Below are 24024 nucleotides of genomic sequence, written 5' to 3'. Positions count from 1 at the left end.
GGCAAGGAGGGCAACGCATGCTCAGCAGACGCGGTTTCATCAAGGGCGCGGCCGTGGCCGCCGTGGGAACGATGGTTGGGGTGCCGGCGCGGCCGGCGGTGGCCGGGCCGTCGGCCAAGGTCTCGCGTCAGGTCCCGGGCTATTTTCGGCTGCCGGTCGGGGACATCGAGGTCACGGCCCTCTACGACGGCGGCGTGACCATCCCGGCCAAGATTCTCCACGGCGCGACGCCCCAGGAGATTGACGTCCTGCTCAGGGACGCCTGCATCGATCCGGAACAGGGCCTGCCTACGGCGATCAACGCCTTTCTCGTCAATACCGGAAACCATCTGCTGCTGGTGGACACCGGGGCCGGGACCGCTTTTGGCGACAAAGGCGGCTTGCTGCCGGGAAATATCCGGGCCGCCGGTTATGATCCCCGGGAAATCGGCGTGGTGCTGCTCACCCACCTGCATTCCGACCACGCCCTGGGCCTGACCGACGGGGCCGGCAGGGCGGTCTTTCCCCAGGCCCGTGTGCGCGCGGCCGCGGCCGAGGCGGCCTATTGGCTTGGGCCGGACGCGGAACAACGCATCCCCGAGGCGCAGCGCAAAATGCTGCCGGCGATCAAGGCCGCCCTGGCGCCGTACCAGGAGGCCGGGCGCTTTTCGACGTTCGCCCCGGGCGAAACCCCGGCCCAGGGCGTGGAAGCCGTGGCGCTCGCCGGACACACGCCCGGCCACACCGGCTATCGCCTGGCCTCGAAAGGGCAGGGCATCCTTTTCTGGGGCGATATCGTCCACGGCATGGCCGTGCAGTTCCCGCGACCCGAGGTGTCCATCGACTTCGACATCGACCAGCCGGCGGCCGTGGCCACGCGAACCGCGCTCATGAAATCCCTGGCAAAGGGAAATGAATGGGTGGCCGGGGCGCATCTGCCCTTTCCCGGGCTCGGACATCTGCGGCAAGCCGGTGCCGGCTACGCCTGGTGCCCCGCGTTGTATGCGGGGTGAAGAGAATAGAGAAGGGGATGCGAGAGGGGAAACCCTTTAAAAAGGGTTCTCCCCTCTCGCGCTCTCCCCTTCCTAAAGTTTATAATGGGGAGGACGTCTTCAAACGCGAGTGCGCTTGATGAGGCAAAGCGACAGGTAGTGGGGCTTTTCCGGTGCCTCTTCCAGCTTTCGCACGATAGCCTCGCCGTCGTGGCCGACGCGGGTGGCGAAGGTGGTCGCCCGGGTCAGGCCCATACGGCCAAGCAGGTCGCGCAGGCGGGGAAAATTGCGGTAGGCCTTGAGGATGACGGCGTTGTCCGCCGCTGCCAGTCCCTTTTCCAACCGGCCGCTCTCGTCCACGCCCGAGGCGATAAGCAGATTCTCGCCGGATTCGACCAGCACGTCGCCGACCTTGGCCGCCGCCGCCTGAAACGAGGTGATCCCCGGCACGATGCTAACCGCAAGCTCCGGCAGGCGCGCGGTCAGGCGCGGCAGCACGTAGCCGAAGGTGCTGTAGAGCAGCGGATCGCCCAGGGTAATAAAGGCCGCGTCGCGCCCGGCGGCAAGCACTGCGCCCATGGCGGCGGTGTTGGCCTCCCAGGCGGCGTCGAGGGCGGCCGGGTCCCGGGTCATGGGAAAGGGCAGGCGCACGACGGTCGCTTGCGGCGGCAGGTGCGGCGCGATGATGGCCTGGGCGATGGAATAGTCGTTCTTGCTCGACGAGGCGGCGAAGACCGTGTCCACCTCCCCGAGAATCCGGGCCGCCTTGAGAGTCAGCAGTTCCGGGTCTCCCGGGCCGACGCCGAGGCCGTAAAGCGTTCCGAGCGTGCTCACGGACGCGCCTCCCGGGCCTGCATTGCCGGCTTTCCGGCCAGTATCCGGGCAAGTTCCTCCACGGCGTCCACGCTTCCCGGTCCGGGGCGGGAGAAAAGCGCCTCGTCGACGACGAAGGCCCGGCGGTTTTTGACGCAGGGCAGGGAGGCGTACTCCGGCCGGTCGGCCATGGACCGCGCTTCGGCGTTCATGGGGCCGCGCTGGGTCAGGCACACGTCCGGAGCCAGGCGCAAGAGTTCCTCGTCGGTCAGGCGCACGAGCTTTTTGTCCAGGCTCACGGCGTTTTCCCCGCCGGCGGCGCGGATCACGGCATCGACCATGGAGCCTTTGCCGGCGGCCAGCAGGTTGCCGGAACGGACTTCGAAAAAGACCTTGGGCTTCTTTCCCTCGAAAGCGTTCGCAGCCACAACGGCGAGGCGTTTTTTAAGGCTTGCGTCAAGCTCTGCCGCCTGTTTTTGCGCGCCGGTCAGCACACCGATGCGGTCTATCGCGGCAAAGAGCGAGTCGAAATCGTGGATGGAGAAAACGGCCACCGGCACGCCCAGTTTGGCCAGGTTGGCGGCGGCCTGTTCGGCTTCGCCGCGCCCGGCGGTTTGCAGCACGAGGTCGGGCTTGACCGCCATCACGCGCTCCAGGTTGGGGCGCATGTGGGTGCCGATGACGGGCAGGGCGGCGATGGCGGCCGGCTTGTCGTCGGCTTCGGTGCGGGCCACGATGCGATTGGTCAGGCCCATGCCGGCGAGTATTTCGTTGTATGCGCCGTAAAGGGCCACGATGCGTTTGGCCGGGGCTTTGAGCGTTATGACGTGGCCGAGGTCATCCGTGATGCCCGCTCCCGCCGGAGCCGCCGGGGCCGCCTGGGGCGTTGCGAGCAGCGCCAGCAGCAGGAGCGGCAGGCACGGCCAGAGCCTGGGGCAGGCCGCTTTTGGGATGGGCGATAACCAGGATTTCGGTTTCATAGATCCTCGACAATGTTTGGCTGGTAAAGACGGCGGCCACAGGGCCGTCAGCCTCGATGCGGCCGTTTTTGATAAATATCAGGCGACGGCAGAAAAGCGCCGCCAGGTTGATGTCGTGCAGCGCCGCCACGATGGTCGTGCCGGCGGCGTTGCGGGCGGCAAGGAGCCCGTAGAGTTCCATTTTCCGGGCCATATCCAGGCTGGCCGAGGCTTCGTCCAGGATCATGGCGCGCGCGTCCTGGGCCAGGGCCCGGGCCGTCAGCGCCCGCTGGAACTCGCCGCCGGAAAGCTCGTTCATGCGGCGGTCGGCCAAATGGGCCACGCCCACCGCCGTCATGGCCGCCTTGGTCGCGGCGGCATCGCCTTCGCCGTAGCCGCCGAGAAAGGGCAGGTAGGGATAGCGGCCCATGCGCACCACCGTTCGCACGGTGAGTCCTCCCGCGCTTTCGGCCCGCTGGGGTACCACGGCCACGAGTTTTGCCCGTTCCCGGGCGGAGAGGCTCGCAATGTCGCGCCCGGCCAGGGAAACGCGTCCGGCGCTCGGGGGCAGTACGCCGGTCGCGGCCAGAAGCAGCGTGGTCTTGCCCGCGCCGTTGGGGCCTAAAAGCCCCACCATATCCCCCGGGGCGATGCGCAGGTCGATGCCGGCCAGCACGTCGCGGCCGCCGTACCCGGCCCGAAGTCCCTCGATACGGATCACGCCCGGCCGCCTTCGCGGCCCGTGACGAGCAGGAAACAGAAAAACGGGCCGCCGAGCAGCGCCGTCACCACGCCCACGGGCAGCTCCGCGCCGCCGGGCAGGATGGTGCGGGCCAGCACGTCGGCGAAAACCAGCAGCGCCCCGCCGCACAGCGCGCTTTGCGGCAGCAGCGTGCCGTGCTCGGCGGAAAAGAGCCGCCGGCAGGCATGGGGGGCGATGAGCCCGACAAAGCCGATGACCCCGGAAACGGCCACGGCCCCGGCAGTGAGAAGACTCGCTCCGGTGAGCAGTGCCAGCCGCGCCCGCCCGGCGGCGACGCCCAATTGCCGCGCCTGGGTTTCGCCCAGAAGCAGGATGTCGCACTCGCGGATATAGAGGCGAATGAGGAGCGCGCCAGCCAGAAAACAGGGCAGGAAAAGCGCCAGCTCGGCTTTGCCCCGTCCCTGGAAGCCGCCCATGATCCAAAAGACGATGCCGGCCACGGATTCCTCGTTGAGCGCCTTGGTGAGCGAGAGCAGGGCCGAAAGAAAGGTGGCGGCGATGATGCCGGCCAAAACCACCGTCTCCCGGCGCAACCCGCCGCAGGCCCGGGCCAGGGCCAGCACGAAGGCCAGGGCCGCGCCTCCTCCGGCCAGGGCGCAAAGCGGGGTGGCGATGACGCTTCCCGAGGCGGCGGCAAGCCCGAGCGTCAGGGACAGGGCCGCGCCGAAGGCCGCGCCGCCAGAGACGCCAAGGGTGAAGGGATCGGCCAGGGGATTTCGCAGCACTCCCTGGAACACCCCACCGGCCACGGCCAGGGCCGCGCCCACGCCGTAGGCCAGCACGCCCCGCCATAAGCGCAGGTCGAGCACCACGGCCGTGAGCGCCGGATCGGCCGGCGCGGTCACGGGCAGTCCCATGGCCCGGCCGAGGACAGCGGCCACCTGGCCCGGACCGGCCGGATAGGCCCCGGCCAGGCAGGCCGTCGCCAGGGCGGCCAGCCCGGCCAGAGCCGGGAGCAGGGCACGCGGTCCCGCGCCTTGTAAGCGGTTTCGGGGCATTATTTTCCGGGCAGGGCGTCCACGGTCTTTTTCAGGTGGTCCATCCAGATGGCGGCCACGGCGTCACGATCGCCGTTGCCCTGCATCTGGGGCGTCGCGGCGATGCCGGCGGCGGCGAGCTGCGAGGCCAGGGAGTCCTTTTCCTTGCCGGCCATGTCGTTGTGGGCATGGTCCCCGGCCACGGCGAACATGGGCATGAGCCAGGCCTTTTTGATGCCGCGCTTTTTGAGCTCCGCGATAAGGTCCTCGAAGCTCGGCGTGCCTTCGACCGTGGTCACGAAGGCATTGGGGTCGAGCTGCCACAGGGTGTATTGCAGGGCCGGGTAGGCCATGTTGGCCGGGTGGTCGGTGCCGTGGCCGACGAAGACGAGCGCCTCGCCGGGCTTGCGGTCCTTGGGGGCCGAAGCGAGGAGCGCCTTGGCCACGCGCGGGAAATCCTCCTTGGCGTAAAGCAGCGGGGCGCTGACGGACACGTGGGTCAGCCCCTTGGGCAGGCCGGAGAAGGCCTCGGCCAGACGCACGAGATCGTCGTATTCGTGGCCGGGAATGGTTTGCAGGGAGAAAAGGGCCACGTCGGTGACGCCCTTGTCGGGCAGCACGGCCAGGGCTTCGGCCGGGGAGGGCGGCACGGCCTTGCCTTGCTTGGCCAGCTTGTGGCGGATCATGGAGGCGGTGTAGCAAAGGGACACCGGCACGCCGGGATAGGCGGCCTTGACGCGCTCGACCATTTTCTGGATGGCCGGCGCGGCCTCGGGCACGGAAGTGCCGAAGGCGGCCACGACAATGGCCTTTTGGGGTTGCTTCTTGGCCTCATGGCCGGCCAGGGCCGGAGCGGCCATGGCCAGGCACAGCCACAATGCGAAAAGCGCTCGCGAAAAACGGAGCATGGGGAAAACCTCCACGGGCATGGAGGGCTCTTGATAAAAAAGGACGGCGGGAAGTCCCCGCGCTACGGGTCGACGTCCCGGTCCTTACGCCCGGCCGGCAAAAGCCCTCGTTGCCGACGGGTTGGCCTGTGATCGACCGGGCAGGTCTTCCGGCTCGTCCCATCGGCTCCGGCCTTCCCGGGAAGTTCTTCCCAGTGGCGCGCGAGGAAGCCGACTGTGGGGACATACGGCGGCGGGACCGCTCCCGAATTAAACGGGATTCCCTATTGAGCCCATGTGGGCACCCGATCGTTTCCGCGCAGTACCGGGGGCGGGTGCGGCTGTCAAGGATACGTCGGGGTGCGGGTCGGCTTGAGCACGCCCCGGTCGACCAGCGGCTTGAAGTCGGCCCGCTTGGTGAGCAGCGTGGGCACGTGGAGGCTCTCCAGGAGCTGGAGCAGGATCTGGATGGTGGTCGGGTTGGCCTTGTCCTCCATGACCACGATGGCCACGTCCTTGCCGACGGCGATTTTTTCGGCCACTTCCCAGGCCCCGGTGACGGGCCTGCCGCCGTCGAGGCTGTAGGTGTTGTCCTTGACGGTGATGACGCCGGCCATTGCCGTGGCGGCGCACAGGGCCATTGCCGTGAGCAGGGCCAGAAGGGCCGGGAACGGACGCGGCCGGCATGGGTATCTGGACATCACTTCTCTTTGGGGTTAAAGATTTTTTTCACGAAATACATCCGTCGGGGGAGGTTCACCGTGACATTCGATTTCTCCGGTCTCATCGTGCTGTTCGGCTTTATTTCCGTGTTCATCGCCCTTCGGGTCATCAAGGCGCAGCAGGAAGCCAAGCCCGAGGACCAGGACTGGTAGCACCGGCTTCTGGTCAGCCAGATTTTTCACGGCGGGCGGCTGCGGCTTCCCGCCGTTTTGCCGTTTTTCCCAAAAACCTTCCCAGCGATACCCTGGCCATCCGCGCCTTTTCCGGAGTTATTTCCCTTCTCCGCGCGGCAAGAGCGTTTCCCCTCTTCCGCGATGCCTCCGGTACCCCCCATATCCCCTTTGAAAGTTTTTGAAGGGGGTCCAGGGAGAAACTTTTTTCAAAAAGTTTCCCCCTAGCCGCCGGAGGCACTCCCCCTCCTCTTTCCCTTTTCCTTATTTCCCGCGCAACTGGCGCTTGTCGCCGACGCGCACGGTCACCTTTTCCTTGTCCAGGTATTCGAGCAGGGCGATGAGGAACTTGCGGGACAGGCCCGTCAGTTGCCGAAATTCCGCCGGCCCCATGTCCGTGGCCCCGGCGGCGTAGTAGGCGCGCACCTTCTCAATGAGCCCCGTTATGGCCTCGGCGCAGAAATACATGTTCTCCTGGGCCTTGACGAGGAGCCCTTCGTCTAAGAGCACCTTGTAGACGGGCTGGGCCTCTTTGAAGGTGAGGTCCAGGGGCTCCAGGATATCCTTGACGTTGGGCGGAGTGAGGCCGCCGGCGCGGTAGGCGGCCAGGAGCGTTTCGCGCAGCTTGGCCTGGTCCGAGGCGAGCGAGACCTTGTGGTCGGGCAGGCGCAGCACGTCCTGCTCGGTGGCGAGCTTGCCGGCACGAAGCTGCCGCTCGACCACGAAATGGAAAAGCTTGGGAGCAAGCGCCTTGCCCCAGGTGGAGGCCAGCTCACTGCGCGAAATGCCGAGTTTCAGCGGTTCGCGCTTGTGGTAGGCGGCCACGAAATCGGCAAGCGATCGCGTCAGGGCGGCGACGACGTCGCCGTGGACGAAATGGCGTCCTTCCTTGCCTTCGCGGTCGACAAGCGCTGCCGCGCCCTTGTCGCACAGCCCGGAAAGCGCCTTGTCCAGGGCCTTGGATTCGAGGTTGGTGAGCGTCATCAGCCGGGCGAAGCCCAGTCCCTCGGTGCCGGCCCGGGCCAGTCGCAGGGCGACGAGTTCCGGTCCCTCGGCCGTGGCCAGGGCGGCAAAGGTGGCGGCCGCGTCGGCGTCGAAGCGTTTGACCTTGCGGGCAAGGGGCGAAAGGATGCGTCCGCCGGCCATGGTGCGAAGCGGCGCGCCCGAGCGGATGACCACCCGGTCGCCGTAGACCCCGGCCAGGGGCTCGGGAAAGCGGATCTGGCACACGGCCGTCTCGCCGGGCTCCAGCTTGTCGCGGTCGAGCAGATGCACCCGGGCCAGGACTTCCCGCGTGCCGTGGTGGAAATGCACTTCGGTGCGGTGCTTGATGCCGCGCGGGGCCGAGGCCAGGCAGGAAAGCTCCACCTCCCAGGCGTTCTCAGGGAAAAGCGTGCCCGGCCGGGCCAGCACCTCGCCGCGCTCCACGTCCTCCACCTCGAGCCCGGCCAGGTTGACGGCCGTGCGCCGTCCGGCCGGCGAGACTTCCACGGGTTCGCCGTGGGATTGCAGGCTGCGGATTTTGCTGCGCTTGTCCGAGGGGAAAAGCCGCACCTCGTCGCCGACCGCGAACGTGCCGGCAATGAGCGTGCCCGTGACCACGGTGCCGTGGCCCTTGAGGGTGAAAACGCGGTCGATGGGGAGCCGGGCCAGATCGGAACGCCGCTTCGGCGCGAAATTGGCGGCCAGCTCGGCCAGGGCCCCGCGCAACTCGGGCAGGCCGGCCCCGGTGTGGGACGAGACGGGAAAAATGGGGGCGTCGGCCAGGAACGAGCCGGCAAGCGCCGCGCGCACGTCGTCCGTGACCATCTCCAGCCAGTCCGCGTCCACCATGTCCGCTTTGGTCAGGGCCACCACCCCGGCCGAAACGCCGAGCAGGGTGCAGATGTCCAGATGCTCGCGGGTCTGGGGCATGACGCCTTCGTCGGCGGCGATGACGAGCGTCACGAAATCGATGCCCGCCGCGCCGGCCACCATGTTTTTGACGAAGCGCTCATGCCCCGGCACGTCGATGATGCCGAGCCGCGCCCCGTCCGGCAGGTCCATGAAGGCGAAGCCCAACTCGATGGTGATGCCGCGCTTTTTCTCCTCGGCCAGCCGGTCGCAGTCGATGCCAGTGAGCGCCTTGATCAGCGTCGTCTTGCCGTGGTCGATGTGCCCGGCCGTCCCCATGATGACTGGCATGGATGGTGCGCTCCTTGGTTGGGGTGGTTGTGGAGAGGAGCCTCCGGCGGCCAGGAGGGGCCGCGGGCCCCTCCTGGACCACCCCATTTAAGGGAAAGCCCCCTGGACGAGGGAGCGATTAGCTCGAAAGAAAAGCCTTGTAAGCCAGCACGGCGGTGTAGACGTCGGCTTCGCTCGTGATCTCGAAGGGGCTGTGCATGCTGAGCACGGCCGGGCCGAAGTCGATGATGTCCATGCCGTAGACGGCCAGGAACTTGGCCACCGTGCCGCCGCCGCCGAGGTCCACCTTGCCGAGTTCGGCCATCTGCCAGGGAATGCCGGCGCCGTCGAGGAGGTTGCGCAGCCAGGCCACGTACTCCGGATGGGCGTCGTTGGCCCCGACCTTGCCCCGGTGCCCGGTGAACTTGCAAAAGACCGGCCCGTAGCCAAGCGTCGCGGAATTGAGCTTTTCGTGCAGGTCCTGATAGTCCGGGTCAAGGGCGGCATGCACGTCGGAGGACAGGGCCTTGCCGGCGGCCAGCACCCGGCTTTTGCGCGCGCCCGGGTCCCAGGCGTCGATCAGGTCTTCCAGGCAGTACTCGAAAAAGCGCGACTTGGCCCCTGTCGAACCTTCGGAGCCGATCTCCTCCTTGTCCCAGAACAGCACGATCTGGGTGTGCTCCGGCGTCGGGTCCTCGAGCAGGGCGGAGAGCGCCGTGAACACGCACACCCGGTCGTCCTGGCCGTAGCCGCCGATAAGGGCCTTGTCGAGGCCCACGGGGCGGGCCGGTCCGGCCGGAACGGCCTGCAACTCGGCGCTGTAGAGGTCGGCTTCCTCGATGCCGTACTTGTCGTAGAGCAGCGAAAGCACCTTGGACTTGATCGGGTCCTTGGGCTCTTTTTTCTCGCCGCCTTCCGTTTCGGCCTCGGGGGAGGCTTCCGGGGTGTGGCCGATCAGGATGTTGAGTTTTTCCGCCTCGAAGGCGTCGGAAAGCTTCTGCTCCACCTGCTTGTAGGCCAGATGCGGCAGCAGGTCCGGGATGGCGAAAACCGGATCGGAGGCGTCCTCGCCGATGGTCACCGGGATGACCGTGCCGTCCTTTTTGGCCACCACGCCGTGCAGGGCCAGCGGCCGCGCCAGCCATTGGTGCTTGCGGATGCCGCCGTAGTAGTGGGTCTTGAGCTGGGCCACGCCGCAGGTTTCGTAGAGCGGATGCTGCTTGAGGTCGATGCGCGGCGTGTCGCAGTGGGCCCCGATCAGCCGGAAGCCCTCGCGCAGGGGCTTTTTGCCCTTGCGGGCGATGAACACCGTCTTGCCCTTCATGACGCGAAAGACCGCGTCGGCGGCGAATTCCCCATCCGGAGATTCGACAAAGCCCGCGTCGGCGAGCGCCTTGCGCACGTAGGCGACGGTTTCGCGTTCGGTCTTGCAGGCGGAAAGAAAGGCGATGTAGCGGTCGGCCAGCTCCCGCATGGCGGCGCGCTGTTCGGGGGAGGCGTAGGTTTCCCAGCAGCTTTTGGCCTCGATGGCGTGGGAGGAGGCGTTGTTTTTCGTTTCGCTCAAATCGGTCATGACGCTAAGGCTCCTTCAAAAATGACAATGGCAACATAGTAAGCGTCGAAGTCCCCGGTGGGAAGCCCCCGGTCCGCGCGGGCGGGCTCAGCCGGCCAGGGCCTCGTCCAGCACCCGGGCCACGAGCTTCAGTTCATCGTCGGCCAGGGTGCGCGGGTCCAGGAGAAAGGCGTCGCCCTCGATGCGCCCGATAAGCGGCGGATCGGTGACGAGCAGCCGTTCGCGCAGGGCGTCCGGCGAGGGCGCGCCGGCAAGGGGCGTCAAGGAGACCTGGGTGGTCGGCAGGTCGTGTTCCGGAAAGGCGCCGCCTCCGACTCGCGAGGCGCCGGGCAGGGCTTTGACGGCGTAACGTCCGGCCAGGGATTTTTTGAGGATCGCTGCCAGCCGCCGGGCCTTTTTGGCCAGCGCTTCGGGCGAGGCCGTAATCATGGCCAGGGTCGGGATTTCCTTTCTGGCGGTTTGCGGATCGAGGTACAGGCGCAGTGTGGCCTCGAGGGCGGCGAGCGTCATTTTGTCGATGCGTACGGCCCGGTTGAGCGGGTTTTTGCGGATCGCCTCGATATATTGGGCCTTGCCCACGAGGATGCCGGCTTGCGGCCCGCCGAGGACCTTGTCCCCGGAAAAGGTCACGATGTCCGCGCCCGAGGCCACGGCCTGCTGCACCGTCGGTTCGCCGGGCAGCCCGATGCCGGCGAAATCGGTCAGGTTGCCGCTGCCGAGGTCCTCCATCACGGGCAGGTCATGGGCGCGGCCGATGGCCACCAGCTCGGGCAGCGAGACTTCCTTGGTGAATCCGATGATGCGATAGTTGGAGGCGTGGACCTTGAGCAGAAGCGCCGTGTCCTCGGAGATGGCGTTTTCGTAGTCCCGGGGATGGGTGCGGTTGGTGGCCCCGACCTCGCGCAGGATGGCCCCGGATTTGGCCATGACCTCGGGGATGCGAAACGAGCCGCCGATCTCGACGAGCTGGCCGCGCGAGACGATGGCCTCGCGGCCCTTGGCCAGAGTTTCCAGGGCGATGAGCACGGCGGCGGCGTTGTTGTTGACGACGAGCGCCGCTTCGGCTCCGGTGAGCTTGCGCAGGATGTCCACCACGTGGCTGTAGCGGCTGCCGCGCTCGCCGGCGGCGAGGTCGAATTCCAGGTTGGAGTAGCGCCGGCAGGCGGCGGCCGCGGCGTCGATGGCGGCGTCGGCCAGAAGCGAGCGGCCGAGGTTGGTGTGCACCACCACGCCCGTGGCGTTGACCACGCGCCGGAAATGGGGCCGGCAGGCGGCGACGGCGAACCGGGCGCACTGGGCGGTGAGCGCCTCGGGGGCGAGCTGGGTGGGATCGGTGATGCGGCCGGCCTTGATGTCGGCGCGCAGTCCGTCGAGAAAATCCGTGACCGCATCGTGCACGAGCGGGCGCGGCGCATCGGCGAGGTCGGGGATGTCCGCCAGATCGGCCAGGACCGCGTCCACGGCGGGCAGCAGGCGAAAGAGGTTTTGCACGGCGCTTCCGGGAAGTTCGGGTTGGCGGTGCGCAGCGCCTTCCGGCAACGTCATAAGGACATTGCCGGAGGTCAGGCGCGGCCGCGTGGAAGCGTCAGCCTAGCCGCAAACCCGCCCGAGATCAATTTTGCGGGGCGGCGAAAAGCGCCGCCAGCAGGTACATGGAGCCGCATACGACCACCGTCCCGTCCAGGCGGCGCACGGCGTCAAGCGCGGCGGCAGGGTCGGCCACGGTGACGGCGCGTTCGCCCAAGGCGGCCGCGACTTCGGCCGCGGGCCTGGCCCGGGATACGCCCGGCAGCTCGGGCACGTAGATGGGCCCGGCGGTCAGCTTGGAGGCCAGCGGCGCGATGGCGGCAAGGTCCTTGTCGCCAAGGCAGGTGAAGACCAGCGCCGCCGGGGCGATGCGCAGGGATCCGAGCGCCTCGGCCAGGGCGGCCATCGCCGGCGGATTGTGGGCGCAGTCCAGAAGCAGCCCGGGCGTCATGTCCGGGAGCTTGAGCAGGTGCAGCCGGCCGGGAAGAAAGGTTTCGGTCAGGGCCCGGGACAGGGCTTCCGGGTTCGGCTCGATGCCGAGCTTTCTGGCGCAAATCGAGAATCCGGCCAGGGCCAGGGCGGCGTTGTCGGACTGGTGCGGCCCGGCCAGGCGCAGCCGGGCGGCGGGGATGTCCAGGCGGGGGTTGCCGAAAAGCGCGGCATGGCGGGTCTTGGCGTCATGGGCGGCCAGTTCGCCGGCAAGGTGGAGCCGCGTGCCGCGCGCATCCGCTTCCTGGCGCAGGATGCGCATGACTTCCGTGGGCTGGGGGCCGGTTACGGCCACTCCGCCCGGGACCATGGCCCCGGCCTTGTCGCGGGCGATGTCGGCCAGGGTGGGGCCGATGACCGCCGCATGGTCCAGGCCGATGGGCGTGAAAAGCACGAGGTCGCGGCCAAGGGCGGTGGTGGCGTCGCCCGCGCCGCCAAGCCCGGCTTCGTACACGGCCGCTTCCGCTCCCTGGTCGGTGAAAAGCCGGACCGCCATGGCGGTCAGCAGTTCGAAATAGGTGAGCTTGCCCTTTTTGCCGCCGCCGCGCGTGGCGGCCATGACGGCATTGGCCGCCGCCACCCAGTCCGTCTGGTCGAGCATGCGCCCGTTCATGAGAATGCGCTCGCGCACGTCGACGAAGTGGGGCGAAAGGTAGAGCCCGGTGGGCAGACCGTGGGCGGCCAGCATGGCGGCGAGAAAGGCGCCCGTGGAGCCCTTGCCGTTGGTGCCGACGACCTGGACGGCCAGATGGGGCAGGGTGGAAAGGCGCATGCCGGCCAGTGCCGCCTGCATCCGGTGCGGCCCGAGCTCCATGTGGAAAAGACCCAGGCTGTCGAGATAGGCCGCAAACGCGGCGAAATCGGTGAATTCAGATGGTGATGCAATCATGTTCGCGCAGCAGATGATAGGAATGCCCGGCCAGTTCGCGTTCCAGCTCGTCTTCGATGCGGGCGGCGAAAGGGGCCTTCATATGGTAGATGTGGATTTCGGGGCTGGCGCGCAGCTTGCGAAGCTCGGCGCGCAAAAGACGCGGGGTGAGGTGCTTGGACGCGGTGGCCAGGGCCTCCATATCCGACGGAAAGGAGGCTTCGGTGACAAGGTGGCGCAGGGAGAAGGGAAGCGCGTCGCAAAAGTCCCACCAGGCGTCGCAGGGGCCGGTGTCGCCGGTATAAGCCAGGTTTTTCGCCCCGCCGTCTTCCCACAGCACGTAGCCCGAGGCGGCCTTGGCGTGGTTGACCGGGTAGGTCGCCACGGTAAGCTCGCCGATGACGACGGGCTCGCCCGGGGCCATGGGGGCATAGGTCAGAACCGGCGAATTTTCCGGGATGACGGTGAAATCCGGCCAGATGGTGTCGTTCAAAAGATGGGCGGCGATGGCGTCGAGGACCTCGGGCAGGCCGTGAATCTGCAACGGCGGCCGTTTTTTCCCGGCGAAGAATTCGATGAGGTTGTCGGCCAGAAACAGGATGTCCTTGATGTGATCCAGGTGGGCGTGGCTGACGAAAATATGTTCGATGCGGGCCTGTGCGGCCAGATCGAGGGCGGACGTGACGGTTCCGGCGTCGAGCAGGACGGTGTCGTTGACCAGAAAGGCGGTCAGGTTGTGGCCGGGGAGGTCCGAGCCGGAGCAGCCGAGCACGCGCAGATTCATGTCTCCCTCCTGGTTGCGGGGACGGCCGGGGTTAAGCAGTTTGGGCTTGCGGTGGTGTTTCGTCAAGCGCGGCCTTGACCGCATGCGGGGGCTTGATTAGGTATGCCTGCAACGCGCCCATAGCTCAGTCGGATAGAGCATCTGCCTTCTAAGCAGACGGCCCGGGGTTCGAATCCCTGTGGGCGCACCAGAGTTCATTCAAGGGGTCAGGCTTTGTTCGCCTGACCCTTTTTTTCGTGTGGATAACCGGGCTGGATAACAACTTGGACAACCATACGGGATAACGCGGGAATTTTGGATAACATTCGGGCAGACGTTGGCCCGCGCCGAGGCAGACGGGGGGGTGCCATGGGGATATAGGCTGAGTATAGGCGGCGGTTCCTGATTGGAACGCACTTATTTCATCGGAATTTCATATGAAATCAGGGCATGGCGAACTGAACACCTGCTAGGTCGCGACGGTCGACAATGCTCAGGCGGTCCACTGCGCCGACAACGCCTCGGCCTGCTGGAGTGCCGTCTGGATAGCCGCGTCCTGGAAGCGAGAGAACAATTTCCCAGCCGAGTTCTCGTTTTGGTTTCCATACGCGGGATCATCGCACGACTTTCAGGTCAAAGGCCGCGATAGCGTACAGCACCGGCACCATGAGCAGGGTGACGAAGGTGGCTACGGCCAAGCCGCCGATCTGAGCGTAACACAAAGCCTCCCAAAGCGGGCCGCCATGCATGGCAAGAGGGAAGAGCGCCGTTATCGTAGCGCCAACGGTGATCAGCACGGGGCGCATCCGGATAAGGCCGGCGTCCAGGATAGCTTGGCGCAAGGGTTCCCCCTCTTCCAGTTTTTCCTCGATGAAGTCAAAAAGCACGATCACGTGGCTCACGATTACGCCGATCAGGCTGGCGATGCCCAAAAAGGCCATGAACCCGAAAGGCTGGCCCATAATCGCAAGCGAAATGAAGGCCCCTGAAACGCCGTAGGGGATGGCCCCGAATACCAGCAACGGCTTCACCGCGTTTTTGAACTGGAAGAGCAAGGCCAAGTAGATCATCGCCACCGATATCCCCATGACCACGCCCATCTCCGCGAAGCCCTTGACCTGCTCTTCGTGTTCGCCACCGATGGCAAGCGTCAGGCCCGGGGGCAGATCCGCTTCCAGGGCCTTGATGGCGGGCATGGCCGCGGAGACGACCTCCGAGGGCAGCACTCCGGGCATGGGGAAGCAGGACACGGTGATGGTGGGGAAATGGTTGCGCCGGGCGATGCGCGCCGCATCCATGCCCCAGGTCAGGTTCGCCACCTGGGTGAGCGGAACCTTGTGGTCCGAGCTCTGCGGGTAGACGTAAAGGTTGGCCAAGTCCGAAAGCTTGGCGCGCTCTTCGCCCTGCAGCCGCAGTACCACGGGGATGGTCAACCTCCCTTCGCGCAGGCTTGTCAGGGTGAGCCCTCCCACGGCCAGGGACGTGGACCGCGCGACATCCTGATTGGTGACTCCGGCCAGCAGGGCCTTGTCCGGATCAATGTCCACCCGGGCGGAAAAGCGGTAGCCGCCCCAGTCATCACTGACCCGGTCGGTGATGGGCATGCTCTTGAAAACCTTCCGCAGCCGGGTGGCGGCTTGACGCAGGGCGACCTCGTCCTGGCCGGAGATGCGCACCTGAACCGGAATGCCGATAGGCGGGCCGCTCTCCAAGCGGCGTACGTCCACCCGGACGCCTGGGAATGCGTCCCCCAGGGCGGACTGGAGGGGACCGCAAAACAGTTCGGTCACGTGCTTGTCGCGCACCTGAACGAGAATCTGGGCGTAGTTTGGCTTCTTGAGTTCCGGAGTGACCGAAAACCAGAATCGAGGGCCACCTCCGCCCACAAAGGTCGTCAGGGAAACCACGGGGGTCGGGTAGTCGCTGTGTGTCTCGCCGAAGTGCCGGGCTTCGCCCAAGATGGCCTGCTCCACCTGCCCGGCGATCCTGGCGGTGAATTCGATGGGCGCATCCTCGGGCAGGGTCACGTCCACGTAGGACAGGTAGGATCGGTCGACGGGAAAAAACATGGGCTTAAGCAGGCTCTTCGCCCCGAATCCCACCGCCACCAACAGCAGCGACGCAGTGAAGGCCTTCCAGCGATGGTCGATGAGCCAGCCGCCCAAGCGGTAGTAGTGCCGGGCGAATCCCCGGTCCTGGCGCGGCACATCCTTGGCCGGACGCAAAAGGTAGTAGCCGAGCAGAGGAATGAAGCTCATGGACACCAGACGCGAGGCGACAAGAGAACAGGTGATCACCACCGGCAGGCTGTAGAGGAACCGCCCCTTATCGCCCGAGAGGAAAAGGAAGGGCAGATAGGCCACGATGTTGGTGATGGTGGCGTATAGGATGGCCTTGGCCAGGCGGGTGGGGCCGAGCCACGCAGCCACCTCCCGGGGCGTGCCCGAGGCGAGTTCGCGCTTGATGGCGTCGCCCGCGACCACCGGGTCGTCCACCAGCAGGCCCAGGGCGATAATGAGCGAGGCGATGGATATCTGCTGGAGGTCGATGCCCAGGGTGGACATCATGCCGAAGGTCATGGCCAGGGTGATGGGAATGGACAAGGCCATGATCAGGGCGGAGCGCCATTCCCTAAACCCGATGGCCGCCACCAGCACCACCAGGGCCACGGCCTCGTAGAGGCTGTCCATGAGCAGGCTCACGCTTTCCCGCACCTGTTTGGGCTGGTCCGAGGTGCGGGCCAGGATCAGATCCTCGGGCAGGCGCTGCCTGAGTCCGTCGAGGGCCTTGTCCACGACCTTGGAAAAGGTGCCGATCTGTTCCCCGGCGCGCATGGTCACGGCCAGGGTGATGGCCTTGCCGCTGCGCCAACGCCCCTTGGCATCCCGGCTGGTGTAGCGGTTGATGGTATCCGCCGGGGTTTCATATCCGCGTTCAATGCCTACCATGTCCCGCAAATACAGGCCGCTTGACACCATGGTGGCGCCAAGCTCCTTTTCGCTCGTGAATTCGCCGCTTGGGTCAAGGGCGACGCTGCGCTCGTTGTACTCGGTGACACCGGCACTGGGCACGATATTGCGCGCTCCCACCGCCTCCTGGATGCGCCAGGGTTGAACGCCGAGCGAGGCCAGCCGCTCTTGGGAATAGTCCAGGAACACGTTCTCCGGGCGCACCCCCCACCGGGAGACCTTCGCCACCTCGGGCACCCCCAGCAGGGTCCGCATGATGGTGTCGGTAAAATTTTCCAGCTCCTTGAATCCGTATTTGTCCCCGGCCTGTTCCTCCATATCCTTATCCAGGTGGGCTGGGTCGGCAAAAATAACCGGCGACCAAAGGTCCGGGTTGAGTTCCGACGCCCTGATGTTTTCCCGGGCAAATCGCATGAGGAGCTTACGGAAGGTCTCGGGCTTCATGTCCGTGGCCACGTCCACCACCACCATGCCGGGCTCGGAGCCCAGGTGGACATCCGACACCTCGGGGACGGTACGCAGATAGTGCTCCAGGCGGTCCAGCTTGCGCTCCACCTGGGCCTGGGGGACGCCGGAGGGAATGACAAGGGCCATGCCCAGGCGGGCACCATCTTCTCCCCGGCGTAGTGTGGCGTCGATGCGCCGGGCCTGGGCGGCCCGCAAGGCGATCTCGGCCTTCCCGGGCTTGGGCGAGGCCACCGTGAGCATGAGGGTGGCCGTATCCCCGAAATCCTTGAGGAAGACGGGTGGCCCGGCCCCGTCCGGGAGCCCCTTGAGCGCGCTGATCTTCAAGTCCAGGTCGTCGAGGATCTCGTCCGTCCCGGAGACTTCGTCGCGCAGCGTCACCCGGACCACGGACATGCCGGCATTGGACACCGACTCTACCCGGTCGACTTTGCTGTTCTCGGCCAGACGCTGTTCAATGGGCCGGGTGACCAGCTCCTCGACCTTCTCGGCCCGCACCCCTGGCCAGGAGCAGATGACCGCGGCCACCCGCACTGGAATATCGGGGTCCTTTCGTTGGGGCATCCGGATATAGCCGAAGACACCCCAGGCCAGCACCGCCACCAACAACACCCAGGAGATGTGGCGGTTTTCCACGAAAAAGCGGGCCATATTGCGTTTGGCACGCAGGTCGGGACCAAGTGCATCCGACCGGGTCGAATCATCATGCGGTTGTGACACGATATTCCTCAACGTATCCAACGGTTGCTCAATGGAAAAATGCGTCGGCAGCCGGGAGCAGGCACACGGCCGCTTCTTCGGAATGTTCGGGGGGGGGGGCCGGTCGCTCGGCCATCCCGGCCTGCCGCTAACGGATGATCCGCACTTCCTGCCCGTCCTCGGCCAGGGTGGTCCCCCGAGTAATGACCTGATCGCCCGGCGTGAGACCGTCTGTCACCGTGGCCATGTCCCCGATCACGCCGCCCACGGTGACGGAGCGGGCCATGGCGTAGGTCTTGCCCTTGTTTGTTCGCAGCAGGTGCACCACGAAGTGTCCGTCTCCCCCGGGGCTGGCCAGGGCGTCCAGGGGGACGGCCGCGACGCTCGCCCCCTGTGTTGCGGGATCGCGGCTGACCGAGGCGATCATGCCGTCCTTGAGGGCCAGATCATGGTTGGGGATGGTCACTTCCACATTGAAGGCCCGGCTCTTGGTATCGGCCGAGGGGGACACGGCCGTGACCACTCCGGGAAAGTGGCGCTCGGGCAGGGCGTCGGCAGTTACGTTCAAGGAGTCACCCGCCTTGACCCGGGCCACTTCCTGGTCGGACATGGCGAAGACGGCCTTGACCGAGGAGAGGTCGGCCAGCACGAAAGCCACTGCCCCTTCCTTCACCAATGTGCCGCGTTCCACATCCCGGCGCACCACGAGGCCATCCATGGGCGAGGCCAGGATGGTATCGCGCAGATTGATTTCGGCTTGGTCCACGGCCGCCCGGGCTTGCGCGGCCTTGGCCTGGGCCACGCCCAGTACTTCCTGAATGCGATCGAATTCACTGTGCGCGATCGCCCCGCTGGAAACGAGCTTGGCGTTACGTTCCTGGTCGCGCCGGGCCAGGAGCAGGGAGGCATTGACCTCGTCCAAACTGGCTCTGGCTTGCGTAAGGCGGGATTTGTAATCGGCGTCACGCAGCCTGACCAGCACCTCGCCCTTTTCGACGCGACTGCCCATATCCAGAGCCTTGGGATTTAACTCCTGCACATAGCCAGGGACCTTGAACGCGAGGCTAAGCATCTCGCGCGGGGCAATGACAGCGGTATAGCGACTGGCCTGGGCCGGGTGCTCTCCGGACGTGGCCGCGATTGTGGCCACCCGGTACACGCAAACGGGCAAGGGGGCTTTGGCCTGTTGTGATTGTTCTGGCACGCAAGCCGCCACGGACACGGCCAGTGCCAGAATAAGCATGCTCTTCATGTGTGCCTCCTCGAATTCGAGCGCACGGCTTCCAGGCCGGCCAGGGAAAAACGAAAGGTGTGTTCGGCCAGTCGCTCCACATCCTGGGGAGTATAGGTGCTTTGGGGGTAGAGGTGGGTGATAATGACGGTATTTTGGGCATGAAAGAGCGTTTGCCCGCCGATAGCCCCCGCGCACAGGCGCAGGGTTTCCGGATCGAGTGGTCCGGTAATGTCCTGGATGACGGCTTCCAGGCGTTCCTTGATGGGACGCAGGAACCGTTCCACCAGCGGCTGGAGGGCAGGACTCGGATTGGCCAGTTCCAGCCAGAAGAGCTTGCTTTGGCGGGCCTGGGTCGGGTCTTCGGGGAAGTTGAGGCGCAGCAGGTTGAGGATGAAGCGGCGCAGGCGTTCTTCGGGCGTGGCGGCCTCGTCGAGTCCTTCGGAGATGGGGTAGCTTTCGTCGCAGGAGGCCATGATGCATTCGAGCGCTGCGGCGTACAAGGCTTCCTTGGAGCCGAAGTGGTAGTTTACGGCGGCCACGTTGGCCTGGGCCCGGGCGCAAATGTCACGGATGGTGGCCAAGTCGTACCCCTTTTCCAGAAAGACCTCGATGGAGGCTTCGATGATGCGTGTCCGGGTGTCGCCGTGATCCATGGTCTCCTCGATTCAAACATTGATTGAAACACCGTTTAAATTATGGTTTGAAATATGGCAAGCGGATTTTGGTGGGCGAAGGAAGGATGTTCTCGGGAAGATAATGGCGCACCGTCACGGATGTCCGCTCCTGGCGCGTAGACCTGATGCCATGAAGGCAGCCCGAAAGGAGGCCTCCTTCCTGGACGCTGACGCCTGACAAGCTTGCTTCATGGGTCAGGGTTTGCGGCGAGTTTGGCGGTGTTGGCCCTCGATTCTCCATTGTGGCAGAGTCCAGGCTTTGTTCGCCTGACCCTTTTTTCCGTGTGGATGATTGGGGGTAATGTTTTGGCTTGGCAGAAGAAAAAATAGTAATTTCAATATGGTGGGATGGATGTTATGGAGCGGGGAGAGGCGGCCGGCCGAGGCCATTTTCCTTAAGTCCGCACGGTCATCGAGAGAACCTTAGGGGCACGAGGTGGCTGCGGGCAGCAATACGGCCATGGCCCTGAGCCCTCGACCGCCTTCCCGGTTTTCCAGAACAAGCCAGCCTCCCATCTGCTGCAACACGGCCTCGACGATGGCGAGTCCCAGCCCGCACCCCGTGGGCGTCTGCTGTTTGCCGCGAAAGAAGCGTTGCGTCGCCTGGAGAATCTCCTCAGGAGGCATGCCGGGCCCTTCGTCTTCCACCTGTATGCCACGCCCGTCCGGCGTGACGTTCCAGACGACCGTACCGCCTGCGGGCGAGTGCTGCAGCGCGTTTTCATGGAGATTGCGCAGGGCGATGGCCAGGCTGTCCCGGTTTGCCGCGATCGTGAAGTTGCGCAGGGCGGGATCGATGCGCACCGTGATGCCCTGCGCCACCGACGGCTGCGCCGATGTGCCGATCTCCTCGAGCACGTCGCCGAGGCAAATGCGTTCCGTTTGGCTGGTGACCGGACCGCTTTCGAGCTTGGCCAGGGTCAGCAGCTGGCGCACCAGGCGCGTGGAGCGGTCGACGGAGAGCAGGATGTGCCGCAAGGCCCCTTGTCGGATGCCGGGATCGTCTGTGGCCATGGCGATTTGCGCGTGCGTCTTCAATCCGGCCAGGGGCGTGCGGAGTTCGTGGGCGGCGAAGGCCGTGATGTCTCGTTCGTGGCGTCGGGCCGTTTCCACCTTGGCGAACAGGCTGTTTAGGGCCTTGGCCAAGGGCAGGAGTTCGGCAGGGGCGTGTTGCGTCCGCAACGGCCGCATGTCGTCGACGTCCCGGGATTTGAGCTCCACGGCCATGTCGAGCAGGGGACGCAGTCCGCGTCCGAGGCTCAGCCAGATGAGTCCGCCGAGCAGGGGAAGCATCAGGATGGCGGGGATGGAAAGTCCCTTGACGAGGTCGCGGGCGAGCTGATCGCGCTGACCGAGACGGTCGCCGATCATCACGCGTACGCCCTTGGCGGGATTGTCGATGGTGTACACCCGCCAGTATTCGCCCTGGATGCGGTGATCCGAGAAGCCGGACGCCTTATCGGTCAGGGAGACGTCAGGCGCGCTGCCGGACCTGGCGATAAGGCGTCCGTCAAACGACCATATCTGGCAGGAAAGCTGGCGTTCGTAATGGTCCGACGTCGCGGCGGCGCTTGCCGTGGCGGCGAGGGCGGGACCGCTTCTGGCCACGAGGGAATTGACCATGCGCGCCGCCTCCTGGAGGCGGGTGTCGAGCACATGTTCGAGCTCGGCTTTCGCCCCCACGAAAATCCAGAGGATGCCGCACAGCCATATGATGCCCGTGGCCGCGACCAGGATGGCGAAAAGACGCCGGCGCAGGGAAATCATGGCGCGACCTGCATGCGGTAGCCGAGCCCGCGCACCGTCTCTATCTTTTCCCGGCCCACCTTGGCCCGCAAATGATGCACGTGCACCTCCACCGTGTTGCTCTCCACTTCCTCGCCCCAGCCGTACAGCCGGTCCTCGATCTCGCCCTTGGAGCGGATCGCGCCGGGATGCTCCATCAGGAGCGCCAGGACCGCGAACTCCCGCCTGGACAGGGTGAGCGGCTGCCCGTTTATGGTGGCCGACAGGCTTGCGGGCTCAAGCGCAATGCCGGCGGCCGTCAGGCAGGGGGCGGCGCGGCCGGCGCCACGCCGGCCTATGGCCCGGATGCGCGCGGCCAGTTCGTCCAGATCGAATGGTTTGCCGCAGTAGTCGTCCGCGCCAAGGTCGAGCCCTTTGACCCTGTCCGTGATCTCATCGAGGGCGGTGAGCAGCAGGACCGGGGTCCGGTCTCCCCGTTGGCGCATGGCCCTAAGCACATCCAGCCCGGAACCGTCCGGCAGCATCAGGTCGAGCACCACGGCGTCGAAAGTCGTCGTGGCAAGGGCCGTGCGCGCCGCGTCGCAGGAGCCGACCATATCCACGGTCATGCCGGCCAGTCCAAGCCCCACCTTGAGCCCCGCGGCAAGGACCTGATCGTCTTCGATGATGAGAATCCGCATGTCCGGTTTCCTCCGGCTCCGGTTTCATGTCCCCGCCTTAAGGCTGGCTTAAGGTGGACGGCGAAACTGGAGGAAACTTCACTCAAGGAAGGAGCGGCATGTCAAGAGCAGTATCGTGGACGTACATCCTGGCCTTTTTCGTCGCGCTGATCCTGTCGCCCGCCGGAGCGTCCGCCAGGACGCCGGCCCCAGCGGATGCGGTATTCCGGTTGGACGTCGCCAGGAGCGGCGGCGGGGACCTCGTCTGCACCTGGAACATCGCCCCGGGGCATTATCTTTATAAGGACCGGATCGAGGTCACGACCAACGGCGGCAAGGCCGTGCCCCTTGCCCTGCCCCCCGGGGTGGAAAAGGACGATCCGACCTTCGGGAGCACGCAGGTCTACCACAACCACGTGTCGGTGTCCCTCGCCAGGTCGGCCCTGCCTTCCTCGGGCGCGATCCAGGTGACCTACCAGGGTTGCGCCGAGCATGGCGTGTGCTACCCGCCGGTGCACAAGAGGATCGATCTGGCCACGCTCGCGTTGACGCCGGGAAAAAAAGGCCCTGTAGCGGACGTCGCGCCGCCTGCCGGGACGTCGCAAACCGCACACGGCAAGCCGGACGGCGCGTTGGCGTCCGTGCTTTCCGGCGGATTGCCGGCGATGGTGTTCAGTTTTCTGGGATTCGGCCTGCTTTTGGCCTTCACGCCCTGTGTCTTCCCCATGGTGCCGATCCTTTCCGGCATGCTGGCGCGTTCCGGCCAGGATCTTTCGGCACGCAAGGGACTTGTCCTTTCCGGCGCCTACGTGCTGGCCATGGCCCTGGCCTATGCGGCCCTCGGCGTTGTGGCCGCCTGGTCGGGGCAAAATCTCCAGGTCATGCTGCAACGGCCCGCGGCGATCATCCTGATGGGCCTCGTCCTCGTGGCCCTCTCGCTTTCCATGTTCGGGCTCTACGATCTGGCGCTGCCGGCATCGCTCACCGCGCGCCTGTCGCGGGCCACGGGGCGGGCCGGGAGTTCGGTCGGCGGCGCGGCGCTGCTCGGCTTCGGATCGGCCCTCATTGTCGGCCCCTGCGTGACGCCGCCGCTGGCCGCGGCGCTTTTGTACGTGGCGCAGACCGGCGACGTCACCCGAGGCGCGGTTGCCTTGTTCGCACTGGGGCTTGGCATGGGGATGCCGCTTCTTGCGTTCGGCCTGTTCGGCGGCAAGTTGCTGCCGAAATCCGGCCCCTGGCTTGTCACGGTCAAACAGGTGTTCGGCTTCCTCTTCCTGGGACTTGCCATCTGGATGCTGGGCCGGGTGTTGCCCGGGCAGGTGATCCGTGGACTGTGGGGCCTATTGGCGATCGCGGCCGGAGTGTGGTTCGGCCTGCTGCGAAGCCATGGATACGGGATGCGCCTGGCCGGCGGCGGGATCGCTCTTGGCGGAGTGCTCCTGTTGACGATCAGCCTGGGCGTTTTTCCCTTTTCCTGTCCCCTTGCGATCTGCGCTGGCGCGCCGGCGGCGTCCACGGACGGGGCAGACGTTTCCGTGCGCAAGGTGCGCACCATGGACGGGTTTGACGCGGCCATGGCCGAGGCGAGGGCCAAGGGGCGGCCCATCCTGGTCGATTTCTCTGCCGACTGGTGCGTGGTCTGTCGGGAGATCGACCGCGAGGTCATGGCCGATGCGGCCGTTGTCCCGCGCCTGCGCAACGTTTCCATCCTGCGCGTGGACGTAACGGCGGACACTCCCGAAAGCCGCGCGCTCATGCGCCGCTTCGACGTCGTGGGACCGCCGACCATGTTGTTCGTCAATGCCCATACCGGCCGGGAAATCGACAACAGCCGCTCTATCGGCGCGGTTTCGGTCGCGCAGTTCCTCCGGACTTTGGGGAAGGTCGGCGTCTGAGCCGCCCCCCCTTCCAACCACAAAAAGAAAGGATGGC

Annotated in this window: 18 protein-coding genes, 1 tRNA gene and 1 riboswitch; of the genes, 3 read left to right on the top strand and 16 right to left on the bottom strand. The window is 66.0% G+C overall.

Annotated elements, in window-relative coordinates; genetic code table 11:
* Positions 1 to 17: 17 nt before the first annotated feature.
* Positions 18 to 992, top strand: a complete 975-nt coding sequence (locus DESFRDRAFT_RS12450) for an MBL fold metallo-hydrolase (RefSeq protein ID WP_005994404.1) — start codon at positions 18 to 20, stop codon at positions 990 to 992.
* A gap of 99 nt (positions 993 to 1091) precedes the next feature.
* Here the strand turns inward: DESFRDRAFT_RS12450 and cobI are convergent, their stop codons facing one another.
* The 11 genes from cobI to DESFRDRAFT_RS12395 all read right to left on the bottom strand — a co-directional run bounded on the left by cobI (position 1092) and on the right by DESFRDRAFT_RS12395 (position 13667).
* Complete coding sequence (cobI, locus tag DESFRDRAFT_RS12445; RefSeq protein WP_005994402.1) at positions 1092 to 1805, bottom strand: precorrin-2 C(20)-methyltransferase; 714 nt, start codon at positions 1803 to 1805, stop codon at positions 1092 to 1094.
* Positions 1802 to 2578: an ABC transporter substrate-binding protein gene (locus DESFRDRAFT_RS12440; RefSeq protein ID WP_005994400.1), complete on the bottom strand. Its 777-nt coding sequence runs from the start codon at positions 2576 to 2578 to the stop codon at positions 1802 to 1804. The genes cobI and DESFRDRAFT_RS12440 overlap by 4 nt, the downstream gene beginning before the upstream one ends.
* A 43-nt stretch (positions 2579 to 2621) precedes the next feature.
* Positions 2622 to 3464 carry an ABC transporter ATP-binding protein gene (locus tag DESFRDRAFT_RS12435; RefSeq protein ID WP_005994398.1) on the bottom strand — a complete coding sequence of 281 codons (843 nt, stop codon included), beginning with the start codon at positions 3462 to 3464 and terminating at the stop codon, positions 2622 to 2624.
* On the bottom strand, positions 3461 to 4504 hold the full coding sequence (locus DESFRDRAFT_RS12430; RefSeq protein WP_005994396.1) for a FecCD family ABC transporter permease: 1044 nt from the start codon (positions 4502 to 4504) through the stop codon (positions 3461 to 3463). Before DESFRDRAFT_RS12430 ends, DESFRDRAFT_RS12435 begins: the two co-directional genes overlap by 4 nt.
* Entirely contained in the window at positions 4504 to 5391 is an 888-nt protein-coding gene (locus DESFRDRAFT_RS12425; RefSeq protein ID WP_005994393.1) for a sirohydrochlorin cobaltochelatase, read from the bottom strand. The genes DESFRDRAFT_RS12430 and DESFRDRAFT_RS12425 overlap by 1 nt, the downstream gene beginning before the upstream one ends.
* A 122-nt stretch (positions 5392 to 5513) precedes the next feature.
* Positions 5514 to 5694: riboswitch (cobalamin riboswitch) on the bottom strand.
* 20 nt (positions 5695 to 5714) lie between these two features.
* Positions 5715 to 6071: a hypothetical protein gene (locus DESFRDRAFT_RS12420; RefSeq protein WP_005994392.1), complete on the bottom strand. Its 357-nt coding sequence runs from the start codon at positions 6069 to 6071 to the stop codon at positions 5715 to 5717.
* Positions 6072 to 6527: 456 nt separating this feature from the next.
* Positions 6528 to 8447 carry a selenocysteine-specific translation elongation factor gene (selB, locus tag DESFRDRAFT_RS12415; protein WP_005994388.1) on the bottom strand — a complete coding sequence of 640 codons (1920 nt, stop codon included), beginning with the start codon at positions 8445 to 8447 and terminating at the stop codon, positions 6528 to 6530.
* A gap of 118 nt (positions 8448 to 8565) precedes the next feature.
* Positions 8566 to 9999 (bottom strand): aminopeptidase, encoded by a 1434-nt coding sequence (locus DESFRDRAFT_RS12410; RefSeq protein ID WP_005994386.1) that lies wholly within the window; start codon positions 9997 to 9999, stop codon positions 8566 to 8568.
* Positions 10000 to 10086: 87 nt separating this feature from the next.
* Positions 10087 to 11490, bottom strand: coding sequence for an L-seryl-tRNA(Sec) selenium transferase (gene selA, locus DESFRDRAFT_RS12405; RefSeq protein WP_005994384.1), 1404 nt, complete (start codon positions 11488 to 11490; stop codon positions 10087 to 10089).
* A 121-nt stretch (positions 11491 to 11611) separates the two neighbouring features.
* Positions 11612 to 12904, bottom strand: coding sequence for a bifunctional folylpolyglutamate synthase/dihydrofolate synthase (locus DESFRDRAFT_RS12400; protein ID WP_005994382.1), 1293 nt, complete (start codon positions 12902 to 12904; stop codon positions 11612 to 11614).
* On the bottom strand, positions 12885 to 13667 hold the full coding sequence (locus DESFRDRAFT_RS12395) for a 3',5'-cyclic-nucleotide phosphodiesterase (protein WP_005994380.1): 783 nt from the start codon (positions 13665 to 13667) through the stop codon (positions 12885 to 12887). Before DESFRDRAFT_RS12395 ends, DESFRDRAFT_RS12400 begins: the two co-directional genes overlap by 20 nt.
* Before the next feature lie 113 nt (positions 13668 to 13780).
* Between DESFRDRAFT_RS12395 and DESFRDRAFT_RS12390 the strand changes: the two genes are divergently transcribed.
* A tRNA-Arg gene (locus DESFRDRAFT_RS12390) sits at positions 13781 to 13857 on the top strand.
* Between the two features lie 403 nt (positions 13858 to 14260).
* Here DESFRDRAFT_RS12390 and DESFRDRAFT_RS12385 read toward each other — a convergent pair.
* From DESFRDRAFT_RS12385 to DESFRDRAFT_RS12365, 5 genes are all read right to left on the bottom strand, one after another.
* Positions 14261 to 17800: an efflux RND transporter permease subunit gene (locus tag DESFRDRAFT_RS12385; RefSeq protein ID WP_005994379.1), complete on the bottom strand. Its 3540-nt coding sequence runs from the start codon at positions 17798 to 17800 to the stop codon at positions 14261 to 14263.
* Positions 17801 to 17927: 127 nt separating this feature from the next.
* On the bottom strand, positions 17928 to 19031 hold the full coding sequence (locus DESFRDRAFT_RS12380) for an efflux RND transporter periplasmic adaptor subunit (protein WP_005994377.1): 1104 nt from the start codon (positions 19029 to 19031) through the stop codon (positions 17928 to 17930).
* Complete coding sequence (locus tag DESFRDRAFT_RS12375; protein ID WP_005994375.1) at positions 19028 to 19666, bottom strand: TetR/AcrR family transcriptional regulator; 639 nt, start codon at positions 19664 to 19666, stop codon at positions 19028 to 19030. The genes DESFRDRAFT_RS12380 and DESFRDRAFT_RS12375 overlap by 4 nt, the downstream gene beginning before the upstream one ends.
* A gap of 444 nt (positions 19667 to 20110) precedes the next feature.
* Positions 20111 to 21454, bottom strand: a complete 1344-nt coding sequence (locus tag DESFRDRAFT_RS12370; protein ID WP_005994373.1) for an ATP-binding protein — start codon at positions 21452 to 21454, stop codon at positions 20111 to 20113.
* Positions 21451 to 22113 (bottom strand): response regulator transcription factor, encoded by a 663-nt coding sequence (locus tag DESFRDRAFT_RS12365; RefSeq protein WP_005994372.1) that lies wholly within the window; start codon positions 22111 to 22113, stop codon positions 21451 to 21453. Before DESFRDRAFT_RS12365 ends, DESFRDRAFT_RS12370 begins: the two co-directional genes overlap by 4 nt.
* A gap of 98 nt (positions 22114 to 22211) precedes the next feature.
* Here DESFRDRAFT_RS12365 and dsbD point away from each other — a divergent pair, with 98 nt between their 5' ends.
* Positions 22212 to 23987 carry a protein-disulfide reductase DsbD gene (gene dsbD / locus DESFRDRAFT_RS12360; RefSeq protein WP_005994369.1) on the top strand — a complete coding sequence of 592 codons (1776 nt, stop codon included), beginning with the start codon at positions 22212 to 22214 and terminating at the stop codon, positions 23985 to 23987.
* Positions 23988 to 24024: the final 37 nt, after the last annotated feature.

This window comes from Solidesulfovibrio fructosivorans JJ] (assembly GCF_000179555.1).
GTDB lineage: Bacteria > Desulfobacterota > Desulfovibrionia > Desulfovibrionales > Desulfovibrionaceae > Solidesulfovibrio > Solidesulfovibrio fructosivorans.
Note: the sequence above shows the minus strand (reverse complement) of the source record. Positions and strands in the feature narration are given on the sequence as shown.